This is a genomic window from Thermaerobacillus caldiproteolyticus, from assembly GCF_015326725.1.
GTDB lineage: Bacteria > Bacillota > Bacilli > Bacillales > Anoxybacillaceae > Thermaerobacillus > Thermaerobacillus caldiproteolyticus.
On record NZ_CP064060.1, the window covers coordinates 201,957 to 224,797 of the forward strand.

The following is a 22,841-nucleotide window of genomic DNA, read 5'->3' on the forward strand; positions in this document are numbered from 1 at the left end:
AAAAAAGGAGCGTTGAAAACGAATGCGCGTGTTACACACGGCCGATTGGCATTTAGGAAGAACTCTAGAAGGGCGAAACCGCTTGCCGGAACAAGAGCAGTTTATCGATGAATTAGTAGAGATCGTAGAAAAAGAAAACATCGACGTTGTTTTAATGGCTGGTGATGTATTTGACTCCGTCAATCCACCGGCGGCAGCGGAACAGTTATTTTACGAAAGTTTGGCGCGCCTTTCGGATAAAGGAAAGCGACGTGTCGCCGTTATTGCCGGAAATCATGATCAGCCGGAGCGAATTGCCGCTGCTTCGAATTTAGTGGTGGATTATGGCATTCTTTTGCTTGGTCGGCCGAGTTCGACGGTTTATCGTCTAGATGTGCCAACGAGCGGTGAAACGATGATGTTAGCAGCGCTTCCGTATCCGTCTGAGTCTCGGCTTTCGGAATTGCTTTCGGAAAGCCATGAACAGCTGCTCATAAGGGACAAGTATGATGAGAGAATTCGCGGACTATTTGAAGCGATGAGCCGCTCGTTTTCTCCGAATACGGTTAATATAGCAATGAGCCACATTTATGTTGCCGGAGGGAGCACGTCTGATTCAGAACGGCCGATCGAAGTTGGTGGTGCTTATACGGTAGCGGCCGAGAGCTTGCCAAAAGCGGCGCAGTATGTGGCGCTTGGGCATTTACATCGCCCGCAATACGTCAAGCGGGCTGAAACGGTGGCGCGCTATTCCGGTTCGCCGCTTGCCTATAGTTTTTCCGAAGCGGGGTATGCCAAATCGGTAACCATTATTGATGTGAAACCGAACGAGCCAGCGTTCGTCTCAGAAATTCCGCTATCAAGCGGGAGACCGCTGGTGAGATGGAAAGCGACAGAGGGACTTGCCCAAGTGTATCAATGGATTGAGGAAGGAAGGGACAAAACAGCTTGGATTGACCTTGAAATTCATCTTCAGCAATCGTTATCGATGGAAGAGATTCATCATTTGCGTAAACTTCATTCCGGCCTTATCCATATTCGTCCGGTGTTTCTGCAACAAGAGAATGATATAGAACAAGCAACACAAGAACATGTGTCGCTTGAAGATATGTTTCGTCGCTTTTACGAGCGGCAAACAGGTGGAGCAAAAGCGGACGACGAGCTGGTCAAGCTATTTTTGGAATTAGTTGCTGAAGACGATGATGGGGAGATGGAGTGATGAAACCAATTTCTTTAGCCATTGCTGGATTACATAGCTTTCGTGAAAAACAAATCATTGATTTTCAAGCGCTATGCGAAGGTGGGGTGTTTGGGATTTTCGGTCCGACGGGAAGCGGGAAGTCGACGATTTTAGACGCGATGACGCTGGCGCTGTTTGGCAGTGTTGAACGAGCGACGAACCATACACACGGCATTATGAACCATGCTGAGAACGAATTGTTTGTTTCGTTTACTTTTGAATTGGAAAACGCTGCTGGTACGAAGCGTTATACCGTTGAACGAAGTTTTAAGCGCGGAGATGAGTGGCGGCTGAAAAGCGGAACAAGCCGTTTGATGGAGATCGGAGAAGAAAAAATTGTTCTAGCCGATAAATTGACGGATGTCAATAAAAAAATTGAGCAGCTGCTCGGGCTTGAGATGAAAGATTTTACGCGCGCCGTCGTTTTACCGCAAGGAAAGTTTGCTGAATTTTTATCGTTAAAAGGGGCCGAGCGTCGTCAAATGCTACAGCGACTGTTTCATCTCGAGCCGTATGGTGATCGCCTTAATAAAAAATTAAAAGAAAAACTCGCTCTCGTTTCCAATGAATTAAACGAAGTGATAGCAGAACAAACAGGGCTAGGAGATGCTTCAAAAGAGGCGCTTGAACAGGCGGAGCAAGACTTCCATGCATGCCGGCAGCTACTGGAAAAACGAAAGACTGAGCTGCAGGAAATGGAAGCGGAACTAGAAAAGCAAAAACAGTTATGGGCTTGGCAAAATGAAAAGGAAGCATTAGAGGCTGAACTGGCTAAACTTGCCGATGAAGAAGAACAAATTCGCGCTCTAGAAAGGAAAAAAGAAAAAGCAGAACAAGCCGAACGACTTCGTCCGTATCTTGAACAGTATGAAACTTCCATTCATTTGTTGACTGCTGCACAAGAAAAACTAACTGAGCTAGAACAAAAACGAATGGAAGCGGAAAAACGGTATAAAGAGGCGCTGAACCATTACGAGCGAGCACGTCAAGAAAAAGCGACGAATGAACCTCAATTGTTGTCAAAAAAGGAACAGCTTGGGCAAGCAAAGCGCCTTATTGTGGAAATGAAAGGATTTGAAGCGGAACTGCACCGCATTATTCAACAGCTGAAAATGATCGAAGAAGAGGAACAAAACAATGACAAACAGTTGCATGCCGTTGAGCAACTGTACGCCCGCGGACTTGAAAAGCAACAAATGCTCAAACATGAGCTGCAAAAACAGATCATTCCGATGGAAGAAAGAGAACGGCTAGACCGAGCCTATGAAGAAGCACAACAGATAAAAAGAATCGAGGAATCCATTCGAGAAATAAAGGAACGGCTTGTGAAAAAAGAGCAAGCATGGGGAACAAAACAGACAGAAAAGGAAAAGAAACAACAACAAGCCGAGATCATTCAAGAAAAACTCCATCGTCTTTTTGCACAAATCGAAAAAACATATCATTACGTATGTGAGCGAGAGTGGCAGCTGATCAAAAACATGGAAAAGCACGAACGGCAGCTACAAGCGGTGCAAGAGAAGCTGGAAAAAGCAAAGACCGAGAGACTTGCCGCGTTGCTCGCTGAACAATTACGTCAAGGAGAGCCATGCCCGGTTTGCGGGTCGTTAGAGCATCCAAATCCACGCCAGCATGTCGAAGGTGGCCAAGATGACCATGAAGCGGTTCGCGTCATAGAACAGCGCTTAAAACAAGAACAATCACAAATGCCATTAATACATACATTAAAAGCCCAATTGGAGCACCTCGCCCATTCTATCATTGATGAGACAGGAAATGAGTGGGTGTTCCAACCATTGGATGTAAGTCAGCTTGTCGTAGAAGAAACAAATATCATTGTGGAAACGAAAGCGCTCCAACAGGACTATTTAGCGCTCAAAGAGGCGATACAAAACACGATCCAACAGTTTCGCCTTGTTGAAAAAGCAAAGCAACAATTAGAACATGAAATGAGATTGCTAGAAGCTGATGTCAAAGAATTGCAGCAACAGGAAAAAGAGAGAACTGCGGAATATGTCGAGGCTAAAAATAAATGGCGTAAAACGTACAACGACCTTGATTTTATGAAGGTAGATCAACTTCGTGAACAAATTCGGCAGCGAGAAAAAATTGTTCAACAACTGCAAAAACGAATCGATGACAGCATTCCGTTTTTAGAAAATAAATTACAAGAAAAAGAACAGTTGCAGCAGCAACAGCGGGAATTAGAAAAAGAAAAAATTCGTCTCATTTCTTTACAGCAAGCCAAACAAGAGCTAATCAATGAATATAAAGCAAAATTATCGGAACAAGTCGGCATTGAACATATTGAACAGCAGCTTGTCTATACCGAACAACAACTTGTCCGCTTAAAAAAACAGGAAGAATCCGCCTATGAACAATGGCAACAAGCGCAAAAACACTATCAGATGCTAGACAGTGAAGCGAAAGCAGCACGGCAATCAGCAGAAGACGGAAAAAAACGATATGAGGCAGCAAAGGAACAATGGTTTAGAGAGCTGAGGAAAACACCGTTTCAGCATGAGCAAGAAGTCAAAGCAGCATTTACCGCACAAGAAGTACGTGCATCGTGGGAGGAGCACCTTTCCGGTTACTGGCAACAAGTGCAACACGTGCAAGCCCAGCTGAAAAAAGTAACAGAGGCTATGAACGGACAAACGATTGAGAAACACAAATGGGAAGAAGCGCAATCCCTTTATCGTGAAATGAAACAAGGGGTAGATGAGATGATTCAACAGCTTGGAGCTGCCCAAAGCAAACTAGAAGAGCTCATGAAAAAGCATAAACGTTTTGTCGAATTAGAAGAAAAGCGAAAAACATTAGCGCTTCTTGTTGAACGTTATAAGCATTTACAATCTATTTTAAAAGGAAATAGTTTCGTTGAATTTATGGCAGAGGAGCAGCTCATCCAAGTGACGCGCATGGCTTCCGAGCGGCTTGGATCCTTGACCCGCCAGCGTTATGCCATCGAAGTGGATTCACAAGGAGGATTTGTCATTCGTGATGATGCCAATGGAGGTATCAGAAGGCCTGTCACAACGTTATCAGGAGGAGAGACCTTTTTAACATCATTGTCGCTTGCCTTGGCACTATCTGCACAAATTCAACTGCGCGGCGAATATCCATTGCAGTTTTTCTTCCTCGATGAAGGATTCGGAACGCTTGATTCCGAATTGTTGGATACGGTCATTTCTGCCTTGGAAAAGCTTCATTCAAAACGTCTCTCCATCGGTGTCATTAGTCATGTTCAAGAAATTCGTGAACGCTTACCGAAGCGTCTTATTGTGGAACCGGCTGAACCTTCTGGGCGAGGCACTCGCGTGAAATTAGAAATCATGTAACAGCAAAAGGTTGAGAGATAGTGATTTCTCTCAACCTTTTTCATTAGCCGTTAGTTATTGGCCGCCACGTTACTGTCAAACACATCCGGATCAAAAGTGTTTGTAAAGCTGATCCCGTTATTCGTCATAATAAAATCTCCCGTATTAAAACCACCTGAACCCATCTGTGTTTTTGTCGCTACTTTAGGAGAGATGTATAGGGAATCGCCCACTTGAACCACTGCACCACTACTAACATTAGTAATTTTAATCGGACCTACAACGGCAGGCATACTTACTCATCCTTTGTGATACGAATAGTGGGTTGTGGAGCGGAAAGTGCTGGAGAAGGGGGCGAATAGTTTTCCGCTAATTGGCGAATATGCTTAATTCTCGTTTCGCCGTTAATGGTTGATGTCGAGCCAATATGAATAACAGCTGAAGTAGAGGCAGCTATCACATAAATGGATCGAACGGAAATAATTGGTGATTCATTAAGTCTATTAATTCGTATAGCTTCTGCATTGATATCTAACTTTTGAATAGGTTTAGTGAATATGGGGAATGTCCCTTCTCCTTCGCTTCCTAAAAAAAGTTCATATTGTCGTTGTACAGCTAAAACCTTAGAGCGGGAAATGATTTCGCGAGAGTCACCGATTTGAAGAACAGAACTGATAATCACCGTTTTGCTATTCAATTGTTGCACAATAGATAATCGTTTCATAAATAAGAACAACCTTTCATACGTTTATGATGATTATTCATGCTATGGTCATTTTGGAGTGAGTGGAACAAATGGGCCAACGAATAATGATTCAGGCGGAGTATCGAAGGCTGAGGCGAGATTAATAATGTCAGCATCACCAATTAAAAAAATGGAAGAACTCGTTACAGCGGTGAGGTAAATGTCTCCGACTTGAACATCGCGATTAATGACGGTATAATTCATTTTTCTCCTCCTTGTTTCGGTAAATGTTTGATAAAGCTTTCAAGGGATTGCTCAATGTCTTCTCTTACTTTTTCAAAAATTTCTTTTTCGACCGCTTCTGAAGAGTTCGCTTCTGGGATATACCCATTATTCATCTTTTGCTGTAAGTAAAAGCGAATTCGTTCATCGACTTGGCGGCTAATGTCTTGAAGAATAAACTGGCGATATGTTTCATCGAGCTGATATGCATACTTTTCTTCCAATTGCTTTAGTGTTTTTTGACATTCATTCGTTAAATAGTTGTTCACTTTTGTTTGAATGTTGCGGAATAAGATAGGTTCCGGCTGGGGAACAATCATTTTTTCTGGACTGACGGCAAAGTCTTCGATCGCGCCTGTGCCGTTTGGAGTCAGCCCGATATTTAATGTTCCTTCAAGCGTTTCGACTTTTAATTGGTCAAATTTATATTCAATTCTTTCAATCGTCGTTTGTGGACGTTGTTTTATTTCTTTTAGCTCCTTTTCAAGAAGCGTCAGTTGTTGCTCAAGCTTTTTGATTTTGTTTGTTTGCCATAATAAATACTGCTGTAACTTGATGAAATAGTCGTGTGGAAACGAAGTGCTCATATGATCGATCATCCTCTCAAAGGTCCCTTCTCTTTCAAATATATTGGCTGCGAATAGTTGTCATCACTTTTTTTGAGGATTTTTTAGCGAGTCGAACCGTGAAGGGGCACCAATGGAGTGATGGGAGGTGCAGTGACTTTTGCTTCAGGGGCAGGTTGGGCAAAGCCCCCCGTATTACTTAAAGTTGAAAGGGCTTGAATACTACCAGCGCTACCGATTTGTAAAACAGATGAATTCGTGACAGAGCCAATTTTGAATTGATAAATCCAAATGCTTTGGTTAATATAAAAATTCATTTTTTCACTCCTTTATGCATTGCCCGCGATATTTTCATCCACTACGTCTGCGTCATTTGTATTTGTGTTGCTGTAATAGTTATAAATGTGTAAACCGTCACCTGTATTAAAAGAGCCAGCACCGGCAAACGTTTTTGCGACACTGTATGGCGAGATCGCGAAAACATCCCCGATATGAAACACTCCACTGCTTGAGATGCTGTTAAGCTTTACTACTCCAACGAATGCTGGCATGTTCATACACCTTTCCTTCATTCTTACTTTTTATCTTATGGGCATATGCAGGAAAGTGTGATTGTTTTAGTTGTTCGCTGCAGTGTTTGAATCCACTGCATCCGGATCGGACGTATTCGTGAAACTAACAAATGTATTCGTTTGCATAAAGTCGCCATTATTTGTTCCGCCTGATCCTGAGTGTGATTTCGTTGTACTTTTTGGCGCAATTTGCAGCACGTCTCCAAAGTTCACCGTTCCATCGCCGCTGACGTGTGTAATTTTTACTGGGCCGCCAATAAATGATGGCATATGCTCCACATCCTTTCTGAATAGGTTAAGTGATGAGGGAATGTTTAATTTAGTGTATGTAAGGGTAAAGAAAGTGTTGAACGGGGGTGTGCGTCTATACTGTTCTTTTTTCATTTCATACAATAAGTTAATAAAAGGTTAAAAGGATGATGCGCATGCCGGCAGTGATTGTTGGAGGAGTAAAAGTGACAAGCGTAGCGGGAAATGGTACGGTCAATATGGGGGATGTTTTACAAATTGCTCCTAAAAGTACAACTAAAGCATATTCTGGGGCAGGCGGCGGAAACACGGGAGATTTCTTGCTAACGAACACATTCTGCAGTGTAACAAATACCCTTGACTCTGATTTGAAAGATTCTAGCAATGTCGCTAATAGGTAAGCGTTACAGTTTTGTAGCGCTTTTTTCATGAATAATATGATATAATTTTATTAATGAAAGAATTTTCTGAATTATAAACAAAGGGGATGGAGGCATGAATGTACCATTAGTGTTGACACATTTTTTAGATCGAGCGGTGTCATTATACGGAGACAAGACGGGTGTCATTTGTGACGGCAAGGAAATTACATATAAGCAGCTCTATGAACGAGTCAATCAACTTTCGCACGGTTTGAAAGACTTGGGGGTAACAAAAGGAGATCGCGTCGCTTATTTAGCGCCGAATACGCTCGAAATGTTAGAGGGATTTTACGGTATATTTCAACTTGGAGCTGTCATGGTACCGCTCAATATTCGCCTAAAACCGGATGATTACTTGTTTATTTTAAATCATAGTGAAAGTAAAGTGCTGTTTGTCGATCAGGAATTGTATCATCTCATTGTCCCTATTAAAAATCAGCTGCAAACGGTGGAAACCATTATCGTTCATTATAAAGATGAAGATACAAATGAAATCGCTTATGATGAGTGGTTGGCTCAGTATCCGACGACAGCATTTGAACGGCTGGACATTGACGAAAACGATATATGCAGCCTTCTTTATACAAGCGGAACAACGGGAAAACCAAAAGGAGTGATGTTAACACATCGAAATAACTACTTGCATGCGTTAGTGACGATGCACCATCTTCGCGTTTCGGACCGCGATAACTATTTGCACGTGTTGCCAATGTTCCACGTCAATGGATGGGGGGCGCCGTTTTATTACACCGCCAATGGTGCCACACAAATTTGTTTGCGAAAGGCGGTTCCTGAATGGATTTTTAACTGTATTGAAAAGTATAAAGTAAGTGTCATGCATATGGCTCCGACCGTGCTTAACTTGCTTTTGCAGTATTATGAGCAATATAAACCGTCGATTAGTCATCCAGTTCGTGTGGTCATTGCTGGATCTGCACCGCCGCCGGCATTTGTGACGCGCGTAGAAAAAGAGCTTGGGTGGGAGTTCATTCAAGTGTATGGAATGACAGAATCTTCTCCGCTTAGCACTGTTTCCACGATTCGCTCTCATTTAGGTGATTTGCCGTTACATGAACAATACCGCATGAAAGCCAAAGCAGGACATGCGATGATCGGCTGTGAAGTAAAAGTTGTCAATGAACAGGGAGAGGAAGTGCCGCATGACGGAAAAACGATTGGCGAACTCATTGTTAGAAGCAACGGCGTCATGAAAGGATATTGGAAAAATCCAGAGGCAACAATGGAAACGATTCGGAACGGTTGGTTGTATACAGGGGACATGGCAACGGTCGATCAGTATGGAAACATTGACATCGTTGATCGGAAAAAAGATATTATTATTAGCGGCGGAGAAAACATTTCTTCGATTGAAGTGGAAGGAGTTCTTTACGATCATCCAGCGGTATTAGAAGCCGCTGTGATTGCTGTGCCGCACAAGAAGTGGGGAGAAACGCCTCATGCCTTTGTCGTGACACGACCGGGACACCATGTCACCGAGCAAGAGCTAATTGCGTTTTCTAGGGAGAAATTAGCGCATTTTAAAGCGATTACCGGGGTAACGTTTGTTGATGAATTGCCAAAAACTGCTTCAGGTAAAATTCAAAAAGTTCATTTGCGCAAAGAATATTGGAATACTCTCGGAAAAACCGGACGCTATGTGAACTAAGGCAAAGAGCACAGACAATTTCGATATAAGCATAGGTCTCCGCAAGCAAGCGGAGCCTTTTTCCTTAATAGGAGGATGCACAATATGAATGGAGGGAAACAGATGAATGAACGAACAACATCGAATAGCCGCTTGACCGTGATCGATGTGATGCGAGGTTTTGCGATATTTGGGATTTTGGTGGTGAATATGCCCAATTTTCATTCGCCGGCGATGTACATAGAGACGGAACAGTGGTGGCCCCATGCGATAGACCGTTGGACAGAAACTGTTGTTGACCTCATCGCCCAAGCAAGTTTTTATCCACTATTTGCTTTTCTATTTGGTTTCAGCATGATTCTATTTCGCGAGCGAATGAGTGAAAAAGGGGTCTCATTTCCACGCATTTTTTCCCGCCGTTTGCTTGCTTTATTCATGATTGGCGCCTTTCACGCTTTTTTCATTTGGTATGGTGATATTTTAATAGCGTATGCGTTGACAGGATGTTTGTTGCTCCTTTTTTACCGGGTGCACACACGTGTATGGTTTATCGGGGCTATTCTTTGTTTCTTTGTTCCCCATCTTATTGTTAGCCTCTTTTTAGGGCTTGCTCTACTTTCAGGAGAAAATGGGGGGCTCTCTAGCAATCATGCAAGATTAGCCGATGAAGCGATCCAACACTATCGCGACGGAACCGTCGTGGAGATTTTTTGGCAGCGTTGGCACGATTGGATGTACATTAACGGAGCAGGGGGATTATTGTTTACAATTCTTACTCTTTTAGGAATTGGTTTATTTGGAGGATACGTTGCGCAAAAGCAATGGTTTACTTGCATCGAACAGCATGTTGGCACGATTCGGCGGCTCTGTTTAATAGCTTTTATTACGGGAATATTACTGAAACTGTTGCCGTATTTCACAGAAAAAAATCTATTGACTGAGTATGTACAAGATATATTTGGCGGGACAGCCCTTGCTTTATTTTATGCTGCAGCAATTGTTCTTCTTTTTCAACGTGAACGATGGCGTAAGGTGTTATTGCCATTTGCTGCAGTCGGCCGCATGTCCTTAACCAACTATTTGTTTCAGTCCGTAGTTTGTACAATGTTGTTTTATCACTATGGGTTCGCACTATATGGAAGTGTTCGCCCGTTTTACGGAGAACTAATAGCGATCGTTATCTATGTTGTTCAAGTGATCGCAAGCCAACGATGGTTACAGTCGTTCCGAATGGGGCCGTTTGAATGGGTGTGGAGAACGATAACGTACGGAAAGAAGCAGCCGCTAAAGAGTCGGGTTTCAAAACAAAAAAGCCACTCTTAACGCCATATCAAGGGACAAGCGACGGAGTTCGCTCGTGATTTTTAGACATGGGAAGAGTTTCTTGAAAATAGAGGTTGATGAGTTCATCTAACTCCTGGCTACATTGGATCGTTTCTTTGGCGGTAAATCCATATGTTAACGCTAACTCAATCATCTGTTGTCGTTTTTCTTCAATTAAAATCATCATAGCGTTCACCAACATTTTTTTATTAACAATACTTTGTCGTTTAAAAACGAGGACAAGCTAAAAACTATTATACATGGAACGACGAAAAAAGAAAGGTGTTCGCTAAAATAAGTTATAACTCTACATATTTAAACAAAATTCTACAATGAGTAGGGTTTTTGAAAAAAAGAAAGAATATACAACCTTGAGACGAGATAAGAAAGGAAGGGAAAATCAGATGAAGTTTGTCACAGCGGAGCGAAACGGCGAAATATTCGTTGGCGTTATTCATCAAGAGAGGGAAGTCATAGATGTACGGTTAGCCGAACAAGTGATGTATGGTGATATCACGCTTCCTTCCTCTTTATTAGAGTGTATTGCATTAGGAGAAGCATTCACAGACAAAGTGAGGGATATCGTGAAGTGGATTGAACAAAATCCATCTGAACCATACGTGTATCCGCTTCAGGATGTGCGCCTGTTAGCACCGATTCCGCGTCCGGTGAAAAATATTTTTTGTGTCGGGAAAAACTATGTCGATCATGCGATTGAACTAGGAAGTGCCGATGATATTCCTAAGCATCTTATCCTATTTTCAAAAGTACCGACGACTGTGATTGGACATGAAGCGACAATTTTGCGTCATGAGCAAGTGACGAACGAACTCGATTATGAAGGAGAATTAGCGGTTGTTATCGGTAAAAGGGGAAAAGCAATTAAAAAGGATGAAGCGCTTGATTATGTGTTCGGATATACGATTATTAACGATGTGACAGCGCGCGATTTACAGGAGCGCCATCAGCAATATTTACTTGGAAAAAGTCTAGATACGTTCTGTCCGATGGGACCGTGGATTGTTCATCGCTCGTTCATTCCAAATCCAAACCGCTTACAAATTGAGACAAAAGTAAATGGAGAAACGCGTCAAAAAGCGAGCACAGAGCAATTTATTTTTAATGTTGAAACCATCATTGAAACGATTTCTCAAGGAATGACATTAGAGCCGGGCGATATCATTGCAACTGGAACGCCAGCAGGAGTTGGAAAAGGCATGAAACCACCTCGCTTTTTGCAAGCGGGCGATGTTGTTGAAGTGACAATTGAAAGGATCGGAACGCTGCGGAACTATATTGGAGAATAAAAAGGAGGGCTGTCTTTTTATGGAGACAGCCCCATCCCTTTTATTGGATAAGAAAGTATAAAATCTGAATCTCTGTCTAGCTCAGCGGTTAGCTCTCTTGTGCCAAATAATCTTTTCCCTCGAAGTGCAAGCATTTTTGTGGGCGAAGAACGATTGGATTTGAGATCTGATCGAGCCGCCTCCGTTTTTTCTTTTTGTCTAGCTCGGCGACCAGTCCTGAATGGGCATCTATGCAAAACCTGCTTAAAACATGACTTGAAAAAGGATATTTTAAGCAGCTCCGGAGTCAAATAATCTTTTTTTCCGGGAAGGGGGACAAGCCGTCTAGTGAGCGAAGAACATTCGCCCATCACGGGATCCGGAATAGAGAAATTGAGCCGCTTGTGCTTTTCTCATTGTTCGTTAAACACTTTTTTCACTTTTTCAATCGCCCAGTCAAGCTGTTCTTTCGTAATGATGAGCGGCGGCGCAAAACGAATGACTGTATCGTGTGTCTCTTTACATAACAGCCCTTCTTGTTGTAGTTTTTCACAATATGGACGGGCTGGACCGTGTAATTCAACACCGATGAACAGTCCTCTTCCGCGCACTTCTTTAATATCAGGATGTTGAATTTCACGCAATTTTTCTTGGAAGTAGTTACCTAGTTCTAAGGAACGTTCTGCTAGTTTTTCTTCCACAAGCACGTCAATTGCAGCGATGGAAACGGCGCAAGCAAGCGGATTTCCACCAAATGTGGAGCCGTGTGAACCCGGATTAAATACGCCAAGAATGTCGCGATTGGCTGCCACACAAGAAATAGGAAATACTCCGCCGCCTAATGCTTTACCAAGAATGTACATATCCGGAACAACGTCTTCCCAATCACAAGCAAACATTTTACCGGAACGACCTAAGCCAGCTTGAATTTCATCAGCAATGTATAGAACGTTGTTTTCTTTACATACGTCGTACGCTTCTTTTAAGAAGCCTTCAGGAGGAATGTTGATACCTGCTTCGCCTTGAATCGGTTCAAAAATAAACGCCGCTGTATTTTTTGTAATCGCTTTCTTTAATGCTTCGACATCACCAAATGGAATGACTTTAATCCCTGGAAGCATCGGACCAAAACCGCGTTTATATTCATCGTTAGAGGACATCGATACTGCTGTCATTGTTCGACCGTGGAAGTTATCTTCGCAAACAATGATTTCTGCTTTGTCTTTTTCGACCCCTTTGACGTCATATGCCCAGCGTCGAGCAGCTTTGACGGCTGTTTCTACCGCCTCAGCTCCTGTATTCATCGGTAAAATCATGTCTTTTCCAGTTAATTTCGCTACTTTTTCATACCACGTACCTAATTGATCATTGTGGAATGCTCTTGATGTTAACGTAATCCGGTCGGCTTGTTCTTTCAGTGCCTGAATAATTTTTGGATGGCGGTGACCTTGGTTAACGGCGGAGTAAGCGCTTAACATGTCCATGTAACGATTACCTTCCGGATCTTCTACCCATACTCCTTCCCCTTTAGAAAGAACAACTGGAAGCGGGTGATAGTTATTTGCCCCGTATTGTTCGGTTAAATCGATAATTTCCGTTGTTTTGTTCATGCCAGTTCCTCCTAATATTTGTATTCTCGCCCTAATTTACATTATAACAAAAAGAGAATGGGCTTGTTAGAATGTTTGTCTTTTTGTAAACGAACATGCTATGATGGGAATGAAGTGTAGTTGAGAGGAGGTGCAATTCCTGGTTACGAGAAAGATTCGCCCAAACGTCATATAAGAGAATAACGTTTTCAAAGGCAGGTTGGCGTAATCAGGAAATATCATGACACATGCACATATTACTACGTGGGTAATCGCGCTCATTTTGTTTTTTGTCACTCTTTCGTTACAAAAGACAAATTCCCCAAAGGCCAAAATGATGCATATGGTGTTACGTCTGTTTTATGTTCTAATCATTATCACGGGCGCAATTTTACTATATATGCTTGCGTCAATTCCGCCATTGTATATCGTAAAAGTACTTGTTGGCTTGTGGGTCATCGGAGCGATGGAGATGGTCGTGGTTCGTACGCGAAAAGGAACACGTACACAGCCTGCTTGGATTCAGCTTGTCATTGCATTTATTCTAGTTCTTTACTTAGGGTTAAAGCTCCCTTTAGGGTTTCATTTGTTTTAATAGAAGTGGCAGTCCTATTATTACTATGGGATTGCCACTTTTTCTATGATTTTCCTACTTTTCTTAGCGGGAAAAAGTATGATATGTTAATAGTAGGATATTTCTTAATTTTTAAAAGGTTTTGTAGAGCGTGGTGAAACTAATGAAGGCATATCGTCTTGTATGCAATGATGCACACGAACTTACCCATTTTATAGAGCATCACTATCTTTCACAATACGACCATATTTTTGTCCAACTGTCAATCAGCATGGCACCTCCATTTTATATACATGACGTGCTCCAGCAGCTTCACAAAAAGCTGCCACAAGCAACGATAATCGGACTGGCAACGGACGAACGGGCGGATTCGCATAGAGAGTGGATGATTTCGTTTACTGTTTTTGAAAGAACAACATGCCAATCTCTAGTATTAAATGAAGAGGAATTTGATAATGGGTATGAGCTTGGAAAATACATTGCTGAAACGCTTGTGACGGAAGAAACGAAACTTCTTCTTCTTTTTGCCCAGCATTTGCACGATCTTCCTAGCGTGATGAGCGGGGTACAATCCGTTAGTGAAAAAACGGTAATAATTGGTGGGGGGATACACGAAGGAGAAACGTTATTTTCCGAACAAGGTATTGTTACACGTGGAGTCATCGCGGTCGGTTTCAATAGCTCTTATTTGCGTGTCCATACATATAGCTCTTTTCCTTGGAAAGAAGTTGGGATTTCGTTTTCAGTAACGAAGTGCAATGGTGACCGGCTATACGAATTGAATGGAAAAAGAGCGCTCACAGTGCTTGAACGATATTTGGGAAAAGAATTTATGGAGAGGATACCTCATTCCGCTATGGAATTTCCATTTATTATAAAGCGCCATGGCTATAAAGAATGTTTACAAGTCATCAATGTGTATGAAGATGGGTCAATTCAAGTGAATCGTCATCTTCATGGGGGAGAACATATCCAGTTTAGCTATGTTCATATAAAAGAAGTGTTAGAAAGAATAACGCATGATTTACGAAAGATCTCCAAGCAGCCAACAGAATCCATTTTTTTATATAGCGGTACGGTTGCAGAAGGGTATTTATCGCCGCTAATGAAACAAGCCGTTCAAGCAATGGAACAAATAGCCCCTACTTTCACTTTGTTTCCATTTCAAGAGATCGCTGTGAAATATGGACGAGCCAATACGAGTTCGACCGCTTTTGCCTTATTTACGTTATCTGAAGGAAAACGAACGGAGAAGAACCCCATCGTTCCAATTCATTTTCATATTCCAACTGTATTTCAAGGTCTCATCACATTAGCGGATTTAATGGATTCTTCATCTCGTGATGTCGAACGTCTTCACTTGAGTGTCGAAATGGCAAAACAACGCTATCAATCACTTTTTGAACATAATACAGATATTGTGTATTCGACAGACTTACATGGGAATTTTACAAGCGTGAATCCAGCGTTTGAAACCATTCTCGGCTATACAAAAGATGAGATTTTATATACAAATTTGTTAAAGTATATTCACCCTAAAGATGTCCGTCGCGTGAGCATGCACTTTTATCGAGCGCTTCGCGGCAAAGTACAATACTATAATTTAGAGATTCCTACGAAATCAGGAGAAACGTTATTGTTTCAAATTAAAAATGTCCCGATTATTGTGAACGGCGAAAAAATCGGTGTTTACAGCATTGGCCGGGATATTACCGAACAAAAAAGGGCTGAAGAAAAAATCGCATATTTAGCTTACTATGACATAGATACGAATTTGCCGAACCGCGTTAAGTTTATGGAATTCATCGATGAGCACATCGAGCGGGCAAAGCGGAAGAAACAACCGATTGCTGTCCTGTTTATTGATATGGACCGATTTAAAATGATTAATGACAGCATCGGACATTATGCGGGAGATGAAATTTTAAAACAGCTAGCGCAGCGAATCCAAACTGTCTTGCCGACAGGTGCTTATTTAGGAAGGTTTCACGGCGATAAGTTCAGCATGTTGCTCACCAAACAAGCCGAACCGGAGAAAGTGGTGGAAACAGCACGGAGAATTTTGCAAGCCATTGCCAAGCCAATTGTATATGAAAACAAAGAATTGTTTATCACAGCAAGCATCGGCATTAGTCTGTATCCTACTAATGGTGTCGATAAACATTCATTATTAAAAAATGCTGATGCCGCTGTGAATCGTGCAAAACAAGGAGGCGGAAACCGGATTGAATTTTATTCCACAGAAATGAATGAGCAGACGCTCTATCGCTTAGAGCTTGAAGGCTATTTGCGAAAAGCGTTGGAGAAAAGAGAATTTTTCTTATGTTATCAGCCGCTTGTTGATGTCCAAACGGGAACCATCATTGGCAATGAAGCACTTCTTCGTTGGCGCCATCCGAAACTCGGGCTTGTAAAACCAGATGAATTTATTCCTCTTGCCGAAGAAACAGGAATTATCCATGAAGTAGGGCGTTGGGTGTTAGTTACCGCATGCAAGCAGACGAAACAATGGCAACAATTCGGTTTGCATCCGCTCACCATTTCTGTGAATGTGTCCGCTAGTCAATTTCAACAGCCCGACTTTGTTGACGATGTGAAGCGAGCGTTATCTCAATCAGGGCTAGAACCACACTATTTGAATTTAGAATTAACGGAAAGTTCCATGTTGCGAAACGTTCACTATAGTACGCAAGTGATGAAAGAGCTACAACAACTCGGGGTCGGTATTTCGATTGACGATTTTGGAACAGGGTATTCGTCGTTTAGTTATTTAAAGAATTTACCGATTAATGTGCTCAAAATTGACCGTTCTTTTATTGAACAATTGCATAAAAACGCTTCTGATATCGCCATTGTCAAGGCCATTGTCACAATGGGATATGGATTAGGAATCAAAATTGTCGCTGAAGGAGTGGAAACAGAGGAACAAGTTGAATTATTGAAAGCGCTTCGTTGCCATTATGCACAAGGGTATGTATTTTATCAACCAGTAACTGCTGAAGAGTTCACTAAATATATTGCTGTTAGTCATTAATCAAATGGGCAGAAGGAGAGCAACCGGGCTCTTTCCTTCCACCCTTTGTTAGCCAATTTGTGCACAGACAAATCGTTTTCCGGTATGAAACGTCATTTCAAAGCGATCTTTGCATAGAGAGCCGCGCTCATAATAATGCTGAACGTTACTAATCATTTCCGTATTGTCATAAATGATAAAATTCACGCCCGTATGTTTTTCGAATAAAAGTCCGTTATAACAATAAAGACAATCGTATAAAGAAAAGTCAAGGTCATTCAACCATTCAACAAAATGAAAGAATGTTTTATCAGAAAGTGCCTCAAGCCATTGCTGATAGGCGTAAGGAAGCTGTTTCCGGAAGCGAACCATTTCTCCATGTTGTAGCAGAATGGGGTCTCTGCCTACATATACGGTTCCATTTTCTTGGAACTGTCCACGAATCCATTGATCAAAGCGGAAAATTTCGATCACACCTTCTGTCATCTCCTCAATTGGTATTGCTTCTTCATCTTCCTCGTCAAAAAATACCCATTCATTATTGACATGTTCCACCATTCCATGTATATAGGAACGTTTTTGTTCATTGATATAGGTGAGTCGCTGTTCGAGATTCAATCCATTTCCTCCTTTCTCTGTTTTCTTTTTTGCCAAATTGTTGCTGATTTATTCTCTCGTTTCTTGCCATTGGACAATTCATCGAAATCATCACCGCTGCATAAAATGGAAGCATGCCAAAAAGAAAAGCGGAGGCGAACGTATAACATCGGACAATGGGATAAAATTTTATCCCTGATAATAAAGAAAGGATTGATTCATATGTGTGGCATCACCGGTTGGGTTGATTTTCGACGGAATGTACAAATAGACAAAGATATCATCGACAAAATGACTGAAACATTGGCGAAACGAGGTCCTGACGATACGAATCACTGGTTTAGTGAACATGTTGCGTTCGGGCATAAGCGCCTTGTTGTTGTTGACCCAGCGGGAGGGGTTCAGCCAATGACAAGAGAGAAACACGGATATCCGTACACGATTTGTTATAACGGAGAGTTATATAATACAGAGGATATTCGCAAAGAGCTGCTGAGACGAGGATACACGTTTCAAGGTCATTCGGATACGGAAGTGTTGTTAACAGCGTATATCGAATGGCAGGAGCAATGTGTCGACTACTTAAATGGGATTTTTGCGTTTGCGATTTGGGATGAAAGGCGTCAGCAGCTGTTTTTAGCGCGCGACCGTTTAGGGGTAAAGCCGCTATTTTATCGTCATGTTAGTGGAAGTTTTCTATTCGGCTCGGAAATTAAAGCGATTTTAGCCCATCCGGAAGTAAGGGCAGAAGTCGACCGTGAAGGGTTAGCAGAAATTTTCGGATTAGGCCCATCACGCACTCCCGGACACGGGGTGTTTTCAAGCATTTGCGAATTGCGCCCGGCCCATGCCTTAACGTACTCGCGTGAACGGCTTAAAATATGGCGTTATTGGAATGTGGAAAGCGATATTCACCGTGATTCGTTGGAAGAAACGGCTGAAAAATTACGGTTTCTTCTTATCGACGCTGTCACGCGTCAACTCGTTTCTGATGTGCCGATTTGCACGTTTTTATCCGGTGGTGTTGATTCAAGTGCAATTACAGCGATCGCCGCAGCAGCGTTTGAAAAAGAAGGAAAGGCCCCGCTTCATACGTATTCCATTGATTATGAGGAGAATGAGAAATATTTTACAGCGAATGATTTTCAACCGAACGCAGATGGCCCATGGATTCAAAAAATGTCGAAAACGTTTGGCACAGTCCATCATCGATGTGTCATTACCCAGCAAGATTTGGCAGACTACTTAACAGAAGCGGTAATTGTTCGCGATCTTCCGGGAATGGCTGATGTTGATTCTTCACTGCTTTGGTTTTGTCAGCAAATTAAAAAAGACTTCGTTGTCAGTTTATCCGGGGAATGTGCGGATGAAATTTTTGGAGGGTATCCATGGTTTCATCGGCCTGATGATTTAGCACGAGACGGATTTCCATGGATGCGTTCAACCGAAGCGCGTATCGGTTTATTGAAAGAGCATTGGCGGAACAATCTGCTGTTAGATGAATATGTACAGACACGATTCCAAGAAACGATTGCCGAAGTTCCTAGATTGGAAGGAGAAAGTGCCGTAGAAGCAAAACGGCGAGAGCTGTTTTATCTCAATATGATTTGGTTTATGACGACGCTTCTTGACCGAAAAGACCGAATGAGCATGGGAGCGAGTCTTGAGGTGCGCGTGCCGTTTGCTGATCATCGCTTAGTCGAGTATGTATGGAATATTCCGTGGGAGATGAAAATGTATGGCAATCGCGAAAAAGGAATTTTGCGTCGGGCGCTCGAAGGAATTTTGCCAGAGGAAGTGTTGTACCGTAAAAAAAGTCCATACCCGAAAACGCATCACCCTCTTTATACCGAGCTGGTGAAAAAATGGTTAAAAGAAATATTGAGTGACCGCACATCGGTGTTATACGAATTTTTTGATGCGCAAAAGTTAGAAGAAATGGTTGAAACCGGGGGGAAATCATTCCAAGCACCTTGGTTCGGACAGTTAATGACGGGGCCGCAGCTTTTAGCTTATCTCGGGCAAGTTCACGTTTGGTTTAAAAACTATGGGATTCATATAAAAGAATAAGTGAGAGGCTACATTCGTGTAGCCTCTCATTTTTTATTAGCATCAGGCAGTTTCTACACTTTGTTGAACAAATGATTTTTTCTGCCACACTTTTGAGCGCCACCGCCATAACATGAGCAACCTGCGCAGCCATTCATCAGCAATAAAGGAAATCCATACGCCAACGAGCCCAAGATCAGCTTGAAAAATGGTTACTCCTACAAAATGTCCAAGTAAACAGGGCATTTGACATCTCTGGCATCTCGGAGTGAGCTGATAATGACGAGATGAAACGATCGTCCCGGTTCTAAGATGACCGTTAACAACAATAATGTTCCGTCAAGCTCAATAAATTGTTCATTTGTTGTAAAAGTTGAAACAATACCCACGGCGGTGACGGAATCATCGGGATATTAGCTTAACATGAGCGTATCGGCATTGCCTATAAGCATATACCAGTAGCGTTTCAATAAAGAGTGGTCATGTCAGCGCGAATAAAAAAGTGTTCGTTCTTTTTTCATCAAGACAACCCCTTTAAACATTCCGACTTAAAAGCTATATTCAGTTGATCGATTTCATTTCATAATAAAAGGGGAGGAACACGATTCAATTTGTATATTTCTGACATAAAGACGAATTTTTATATGAGAACATTCCGTTTTACTTGCCGCCGTTCCCGACGCTTATTAAGGGGGGAGAAGCGGTATTCGTCAAGGGAAAACAGTATTTTAAGAGAATATTTTCCGTTTTTGATTTGGTGTATGTAAAACGCAGGCGTTTGTACATGACCGAAGAAGAACATACATTTACAATAGGAGCCGGTGAATACACCTCACCGTGAACATTAAGGACATCAATCCTGCCCAGAAGATATGCATTTTATATGGTTGCATTTTACGGTGGAAGGAAGCTATGAGATTGTCAAGAAAACGGAACTCAATTGATATGATGTCGTTGAACGAGAAGCGACGTATGTCGAAGCGGCGCAATATTAACTTTAGTTGCCGCAATATGCAAAAGTAAGACAAAGAGAGCGGGTCGAACAACTATTGCAGCAATTAGTAGATGTAAATGAAGGTGGGGCTCCCGATAGCCCGCTGAAACAGCAGATATATTTCACGGAATTTCTCTTGCAGCTGCAAAAACAGGCATTACACATTCCAATTGCTTCGGAAAAGTGTGTGCCGAAGCGATCAAATATATCCACGAACATTATCGCAAGCCACTCGATATGAAACAGCTAGCACGATCATTGCGTTTCCATCCTGATTACATTACGCGTTGTATGCAAAAGACGATGGGAATGAGTTTCGTTCAATATTTGAATCACTATCGTCTATCGAAAGCAAAAAATGGCTGGCCGAAACAAAGGAAACGGTGGAGGCGATTGCCAAACGGATAGGAATTGAAGACGGGGCGTATTTTTCCCGACTGCTTAAAAAGGTAGAAGGGGTGACATCGGCCGAGTATCGCCGTATGGTTCATCGGATGTGAAAAGCGAGGTCATAAGAGCCTCGCTTTATTGCCATTGCTCAACGCGATAAATAAGAAAGCCGTACGGTGGGAGTTTGGCGTTGAGCTCATCGGCTTCGGCGGCAAATTGTTCGTTCGTCCATAAGTTGGTCAACCGTTTTCCTTTGAATGAAAACGGCAATGTAACGTTGATTTCGCGCTCGCTGTTGTTGATGATAAATAAAATAGTTTCATCACCATACGTTTTCGTATAAACGAGATGATTCGTGTCATCATTTGTTTCGATAAATTTTAGCTCACCGTGGCTTCCGAATGATCGATATGTTTTCCGAAGTAAAATGAGTTTTTGTACATGTTCAAATAAGTTTCGGTCTTGTTGTTTTTCGTCCCAAATCATACATTTTCGACAACCGGGATCTTGTCCCCCAGTCATGCCGATTTCATCTCCGTAATAAATGCACGGAGTGCCCGTGAATGAAAGCTGGAACAAAAATAATAGTTTCGCTTTTTGTTTATTTCCCTCGCAAACGGTTAACATTCTTGGTGTATCGTGGCTGCCCAGCAAGTTAAAGGATACTTCGTTCACATTAATCGGGTATGAATGGAGAACATTCGTGATGATGTTAGCGAACTGCGATGCACGTACTTCATTCTTCGCAAAAAAGCGGAGCGCTCCATTGGTGAATGGGTAATTCATCACTGCATCGAATTGGTCACCGCGCAACCATGGCATCGAATCGTGCCAAATTTCACCGAGAATATACACATCCGGTTTAACCGCTTTCACTGCTTGACGGAATTCGCGCCAAAATTGGTGATCGACTTCATTGGCGACATCTAAACGCCAGCCGTCAATATCAAACTCGCGAATCCAATAGGTTGCTACATCTAATAAATATTGTTTCACTTCTGGGTTTTCGGTATTGAGCTTTGGCATCAGTTCAGTAAAAGCAAATGTATCATAGTTTGGACGAGGTTTTGTTCGAATTGGAAACTTTCGAATATGGAACCAATCTTTATATTTAGAGTTCTCGCCATTTTTCAGCACATCTTGAAATGGCGGGAAGTAATAACCGCAGTGATTGAACACCGCATCCAGCATGACGCGGATTCCTTTTTCATGACAAAGATCAACAAGGCGTTTAAACGTTTGTTTGTCCCCAAACTGCGGGTCGATTTCAAAATAGTCAATTGTATCATATTTATGGTTGGATGGAGCTTTAAAAATCGGGGTAAGATAAATTCCATTAATCCCTAGTTCAACGAGATGATCAATATGTTGAATGATCCCTTCAAAATCGCCGCCAAAAAAGCTGATTGGCGTTGGATCTTCGCTTCCCCATGGCAAAGTTCCTTCTGGATTTAAGGATTCATTGCCATTGGCAAACCGTTCCGGAAAGATTTGATACCAAACCGTGTCTTTCACCCATTCCGGTGCTTGAAATACGTCGATTTTATTTAAAAACGGAAAACAAAAATAATAGGCAGTATCATCATCAGGTGCTTCACGATAAAATCCTTTTTCTGTGTAAATGATTCGTTCGTCTCCTGCCGTTAGTTCAAATCCGTAACGAAGGCGGCGATGAGGTGGAACGATGGAGATAAACCAATAATCAAACAGTTCGTCAGACCCGCTTTTTTTCATGGGAGAGTGGTTCATTTGCCATCGTCCGTCTGCCCATTCATAAGGATCACCGTAAATAAGCTGAACGCTTTCCACATCATTTTTTTTCGTACGTAATCGAATATGTAGGGTTTTTTCATCATACGCATAAGCAAAGTTATCTTTCGGACGGTGGTAGATCGCTTCCTTTAACATTTCATTGCTTCACTCCTTTACATAAACGCAATCGTTTGCATGAAGCGGCATACTTATTTAAAGAGTAGGATAAGTTAAGAAAAAAGTCAAACTTTTATGGAAAAAATACTTGTAAAATCAAAAATAGGAGCTATAATGAAAATAAAAGTGCAATCGCT

20 protein-coding genes and 2 pseudogenes are annotated in these 22,841 nt (G+C 42.0%); 10 read left to right on the forward strand and 12 right to left on the reverse strand.

Features of this window, described 5'->3' with window-relative positions:
* Positions 1-22: 22 nt before the first annotated feature.
* Complete coding sequence (locus tag ISX45_RS01090; protein ID WP_181555708.1) at positions 23-1,198, forward strand: exonuclease SbcCD subunit D; 1,176 nt, start codon at positions 23-25, stop codon at positions 1,196-1,198.
* Positions 1,198-4,560 carry an AAA family ATPase gene (locus ISX45_RS01095; RefSeq protein ID WP_194519781.1) on the forward strand — a complete coding sequence of 1,121 codons (3,363 nt, stop codon included), beginning with the start codon at positions 1,198-1,200 and terminating at the stop codon, positions 4,558-4,560. The genes ISX45_RS01090 and ISX45_RS01095 overlap by 1 nt, the downstream gene beginning before the upstream one ends.
* A gap of 50 nt (positions 4,561-4,610) precedes the next feature.
* On the opposite strand, the gene ISX45_RS01100 is transcribed toward ISX45_RS01095, so the two are convergent.
* The 7 genes from ISX45_RS01100 to ISX45_RS01130 form a co-directional block, all read right to left on the reverse strand.
* Complete coding sequence (locus tag ISX45_RS01100; protein ID WP_181555710.1) at positions 4,611-4,832, reverse strand: spore germination protein; 222 nt, start codon at positions 4,830-4,832, stop codon at positions 4,611-4,613.
* A gap of 2 nt (positions 4,833-4,834) precedes the next feature.
* Positions 4,835-5,263, reverse strand: coding sequence for a spore germination protein GerPE (locus ISX45_RS01105; protein ID WP_181555711.1), 429 nt, complete (start codon positions 5,261-5,263; stop codon positions 4,835-4,837).
* A 48-nt stretch (positions 5,264-5,311) separates the two neighbouring features.
* A complete protein-coding gene (locus ISX45_RS01110) occupies positions 5,312-5,488 on the reverse strand; it encodes a spore gernimation protein GerPD (protein ID WP_194519782.1) in 177 nt (58 codons plus the stop codon).
* A complete protein-coding gene (gene gerPC / locus ISX45_RS01115; protein WP_194519783.1) occupies positions 5,485-6,093 on the reverse strand; it encodes a spore germination protein GerPC in 609 nt (202 codons plus the stop codon). The genes ISX45_RS01110 and gerPC overlap by 4 nt, the downstream gene beginning before the upstream one ends.
* Before the next feature lie 83 nt (positions 6,094-6,176).
* On the reverse strand, positions 6,177-6,389 hold the full coding sequence (locus ISX45_RS01120) for a spore germination protein GerPB (RefSeq protein ID WP_194519784.1): 213 nt from the start codon (positions 6,387-6,389) through the stop codon (positions 6,177-6,179).
* 12 nt (positions 6,390-6,401) lie between these two features.
* On the reverse strand, positions 6,402-6,623 hold the full coding sequence (locus tag ISX45_RS01125) for a spore germination protein (RefSeq protein WP_194520590.1): 222 nt from the start codon (positions 6,621-6,623) through the stop codon (positions 6,402-6,404).
* Between the two features lie 66 nt (positions 6,624-6,689).
* Positions 6,690-6,914 (reverse strand): spore germination protein, encoded by a 225-nt coding sequence (locus ISX45_RS01130; protein WP_181555715.1) that lies wholly within the window; start codon positions 6,912-6,914, stop codon positions 6,690-6,692.
* Positions 6,915-7,069: 155 nt separating this feature from the next.
* On the opposite strand from ISX45_RS01130, the gene ISX45_RS01135 reads away from it, so the two are divergent.
* From ISX45_RS01135 to ISX45_RS01145, 3 genes are all read left to right on the forward strand, one after another.
* Complete coding sequence (locus ISX45_RS01135; RefSeq protein WP_181555854.1) at positions 7,070-7,294, forward strand: spore germination protein; 225 nt, start codon at positions 7,070-7,072, stop codon at positions 7,292-7,294.
* Positions 7,295-7,388: 94 nt separating this feature from the next.
* Complete coding sequence (locus ISX45_RS01140) at positions 7,389-8,981, forward strand: long-chain-fatty-acid--CoA ligase (protein ID WP_194519785.1); 1,593 nt, start codon at positions 7,389-7,391, stop codon at positions 8,979-8,981.
* 102 nt (positions 8,982-9,083) lie between these two features.
* On the forward strand, positions 9,084-10,283 hold the full coding sequence (locus ISX45_RS01145; protein ID WP_194519786.1) for a DUF418 domain-containing protein: 1,200 nt from the start codon (positions 9,084-9,086) through the stop codon (positions 10,281-10,283).
* A 7-nt stretch (positions 10,284-10,290) separates the two neighbouring features.
* Here ISX45_RS01145 and ISX45_RS01150 read toward each other — a convergent pair whose 3' ends face one another.
* On the reverse strand, positions 10,291-10,470 hold the full coding sequence (locus ISX45_RS01150) for an aspartyl-phosphate phosphatase Spo0E family protein (RefSeq protein WP_373367387.1): 180 nt from the start codon (positions 10,468-10,470) through the stop codon (positions 10,291-10,293).
* Between the two features lie 217 nt (positions 10,471-10,687).
* Between ISX45_RS01150 and ISX45_RS01155 the strand changes: the two genes are divergently transcribed.
* Positions 10,688-11,590, forward strand: a complete 903-nt coding sequence (locus ISX45_RS01155; RefSeq protein WP_194519787.1) for a fumarylacetoacetate hydrolase family protein — start codon at positions 10,688-10,690, stop codon at positions 11,588-11,590.
* A 392-nt stretch (positions 11,591-11,982) separates the two neighbouring features.
* On the opposite strand, the gene ISX45_RS01160 is transcribed toward ISX45_RS01155, so the two are convergent.
* Positions 11,983-13,179, reverse strand: coding sequence for an ornithine--oxo-acid transaminase (locus tag ISX45_RS01160; RefSeq protein WP_194519788.1), 1,197 nt, complete (start codon positions 13,177-13,179; stop codon positions 11,983-11,985).
* A gap of 220 nt (positions 13,180-13,399) precedes the next feature.
* On the opposite strand from ISX45_RS01160, the gene ISX45_RS01165 reads away from it, so the two are divergent.
* Positions 13,400-13,753 carry a YisL family protein gene (locus ISX45_RS01165; RefSeq protein WP_181555721.1) on the forward strand — a complete coding sequence of 118 codons (354 nt, stop codon included), beginning with the start codon at positions 13,400-13,402 and terminating at the stop codon, positions 13,751-13,753.
* Positions 13,754-13,895: 142 nt separating this feature from the next.
* Positions 13,896-16,766, forward strand: a complete 2,871-nt coding sequence (locus tag ISX45_RS01170; RefSeq protein WP_181555722.1) for an EAL domain-containing protein — start codon at positions 13,896-13,898, stop codon at positions 16,764-16,766.
* Positions 16,767-16,814: 48 nt separating this feature from the next.
* On the opposite strand, the gene ISX45_RS01175 is transcribed toward ISX45_RS01170, so the two are convergent.
* On the reverse strand, positions 16,815-17,363 hold the full coding sequence (locus tag ISX45_RS01175; RefSeq protein ID WP_194519789.1) for a DUF2777 domain-containing protein: 549 nt from the start codon (positions 17,361-17,363) through the stop codon (positions 16,815-16,817).
* Positions 17,364-17,564: 201 nt separating this feature from the next.
* Between ISX45_RS01175 and asnB the strand changes: the two genes are divergently transcribed.
* Complete coding sequence (gene asnB, locus ISX45_RS01180) at positions 17,565-19,412, forward strand: asparagine synthase (glutamine-hydrolyzing) (protein ID WP_194519790.1); 1,848 nt, start codon at positions 17,565-17,567, stop codon at positions 19,410-19,412.
* A 42-nt stretch (positions 19,413-19,454) separates the two neighbouring features.
* Here the strand turns inward: asnB and ISX45_RS01185 are convergent.
* Positions 19,455-19,774 (reverse strand): annotated as a pseudogene (locus tag ISX45_RS01185) (MATE family efflux transporter); the annotation flags it as partial.
* A gap of 269 nt (positions 19,775-20,043) precedes the next feature.
* On the opposite strand from ISX45_RS01185, the pseudogene ISX45_RS01190 reads away from it, so the two are divergent.
* A pseudogene (locus tag ISX45_RS01190) lies at positions 20,044-20,885 on the forward strand (helix-turn-helix transcriptional regulator).
* Between the two features lie 25 nt (positions 20,886-20,910).
* Here the strand turns inward: ISX45_RS01190 and ISX45_RS01195 are convergent.
* Complete coding sequence (locus ISX45_RS01195; protein ID WP_194519791.1) at positions 20,911-22,683, reverse strand: alpha-glycosidase; 1,773 nt, start codon at positions 22,681-22,683, stop codon at positions 20,911-20,913.
* Between the last annotated feature and the right edge of the window lie 158 nt (positions 22,684-22,841).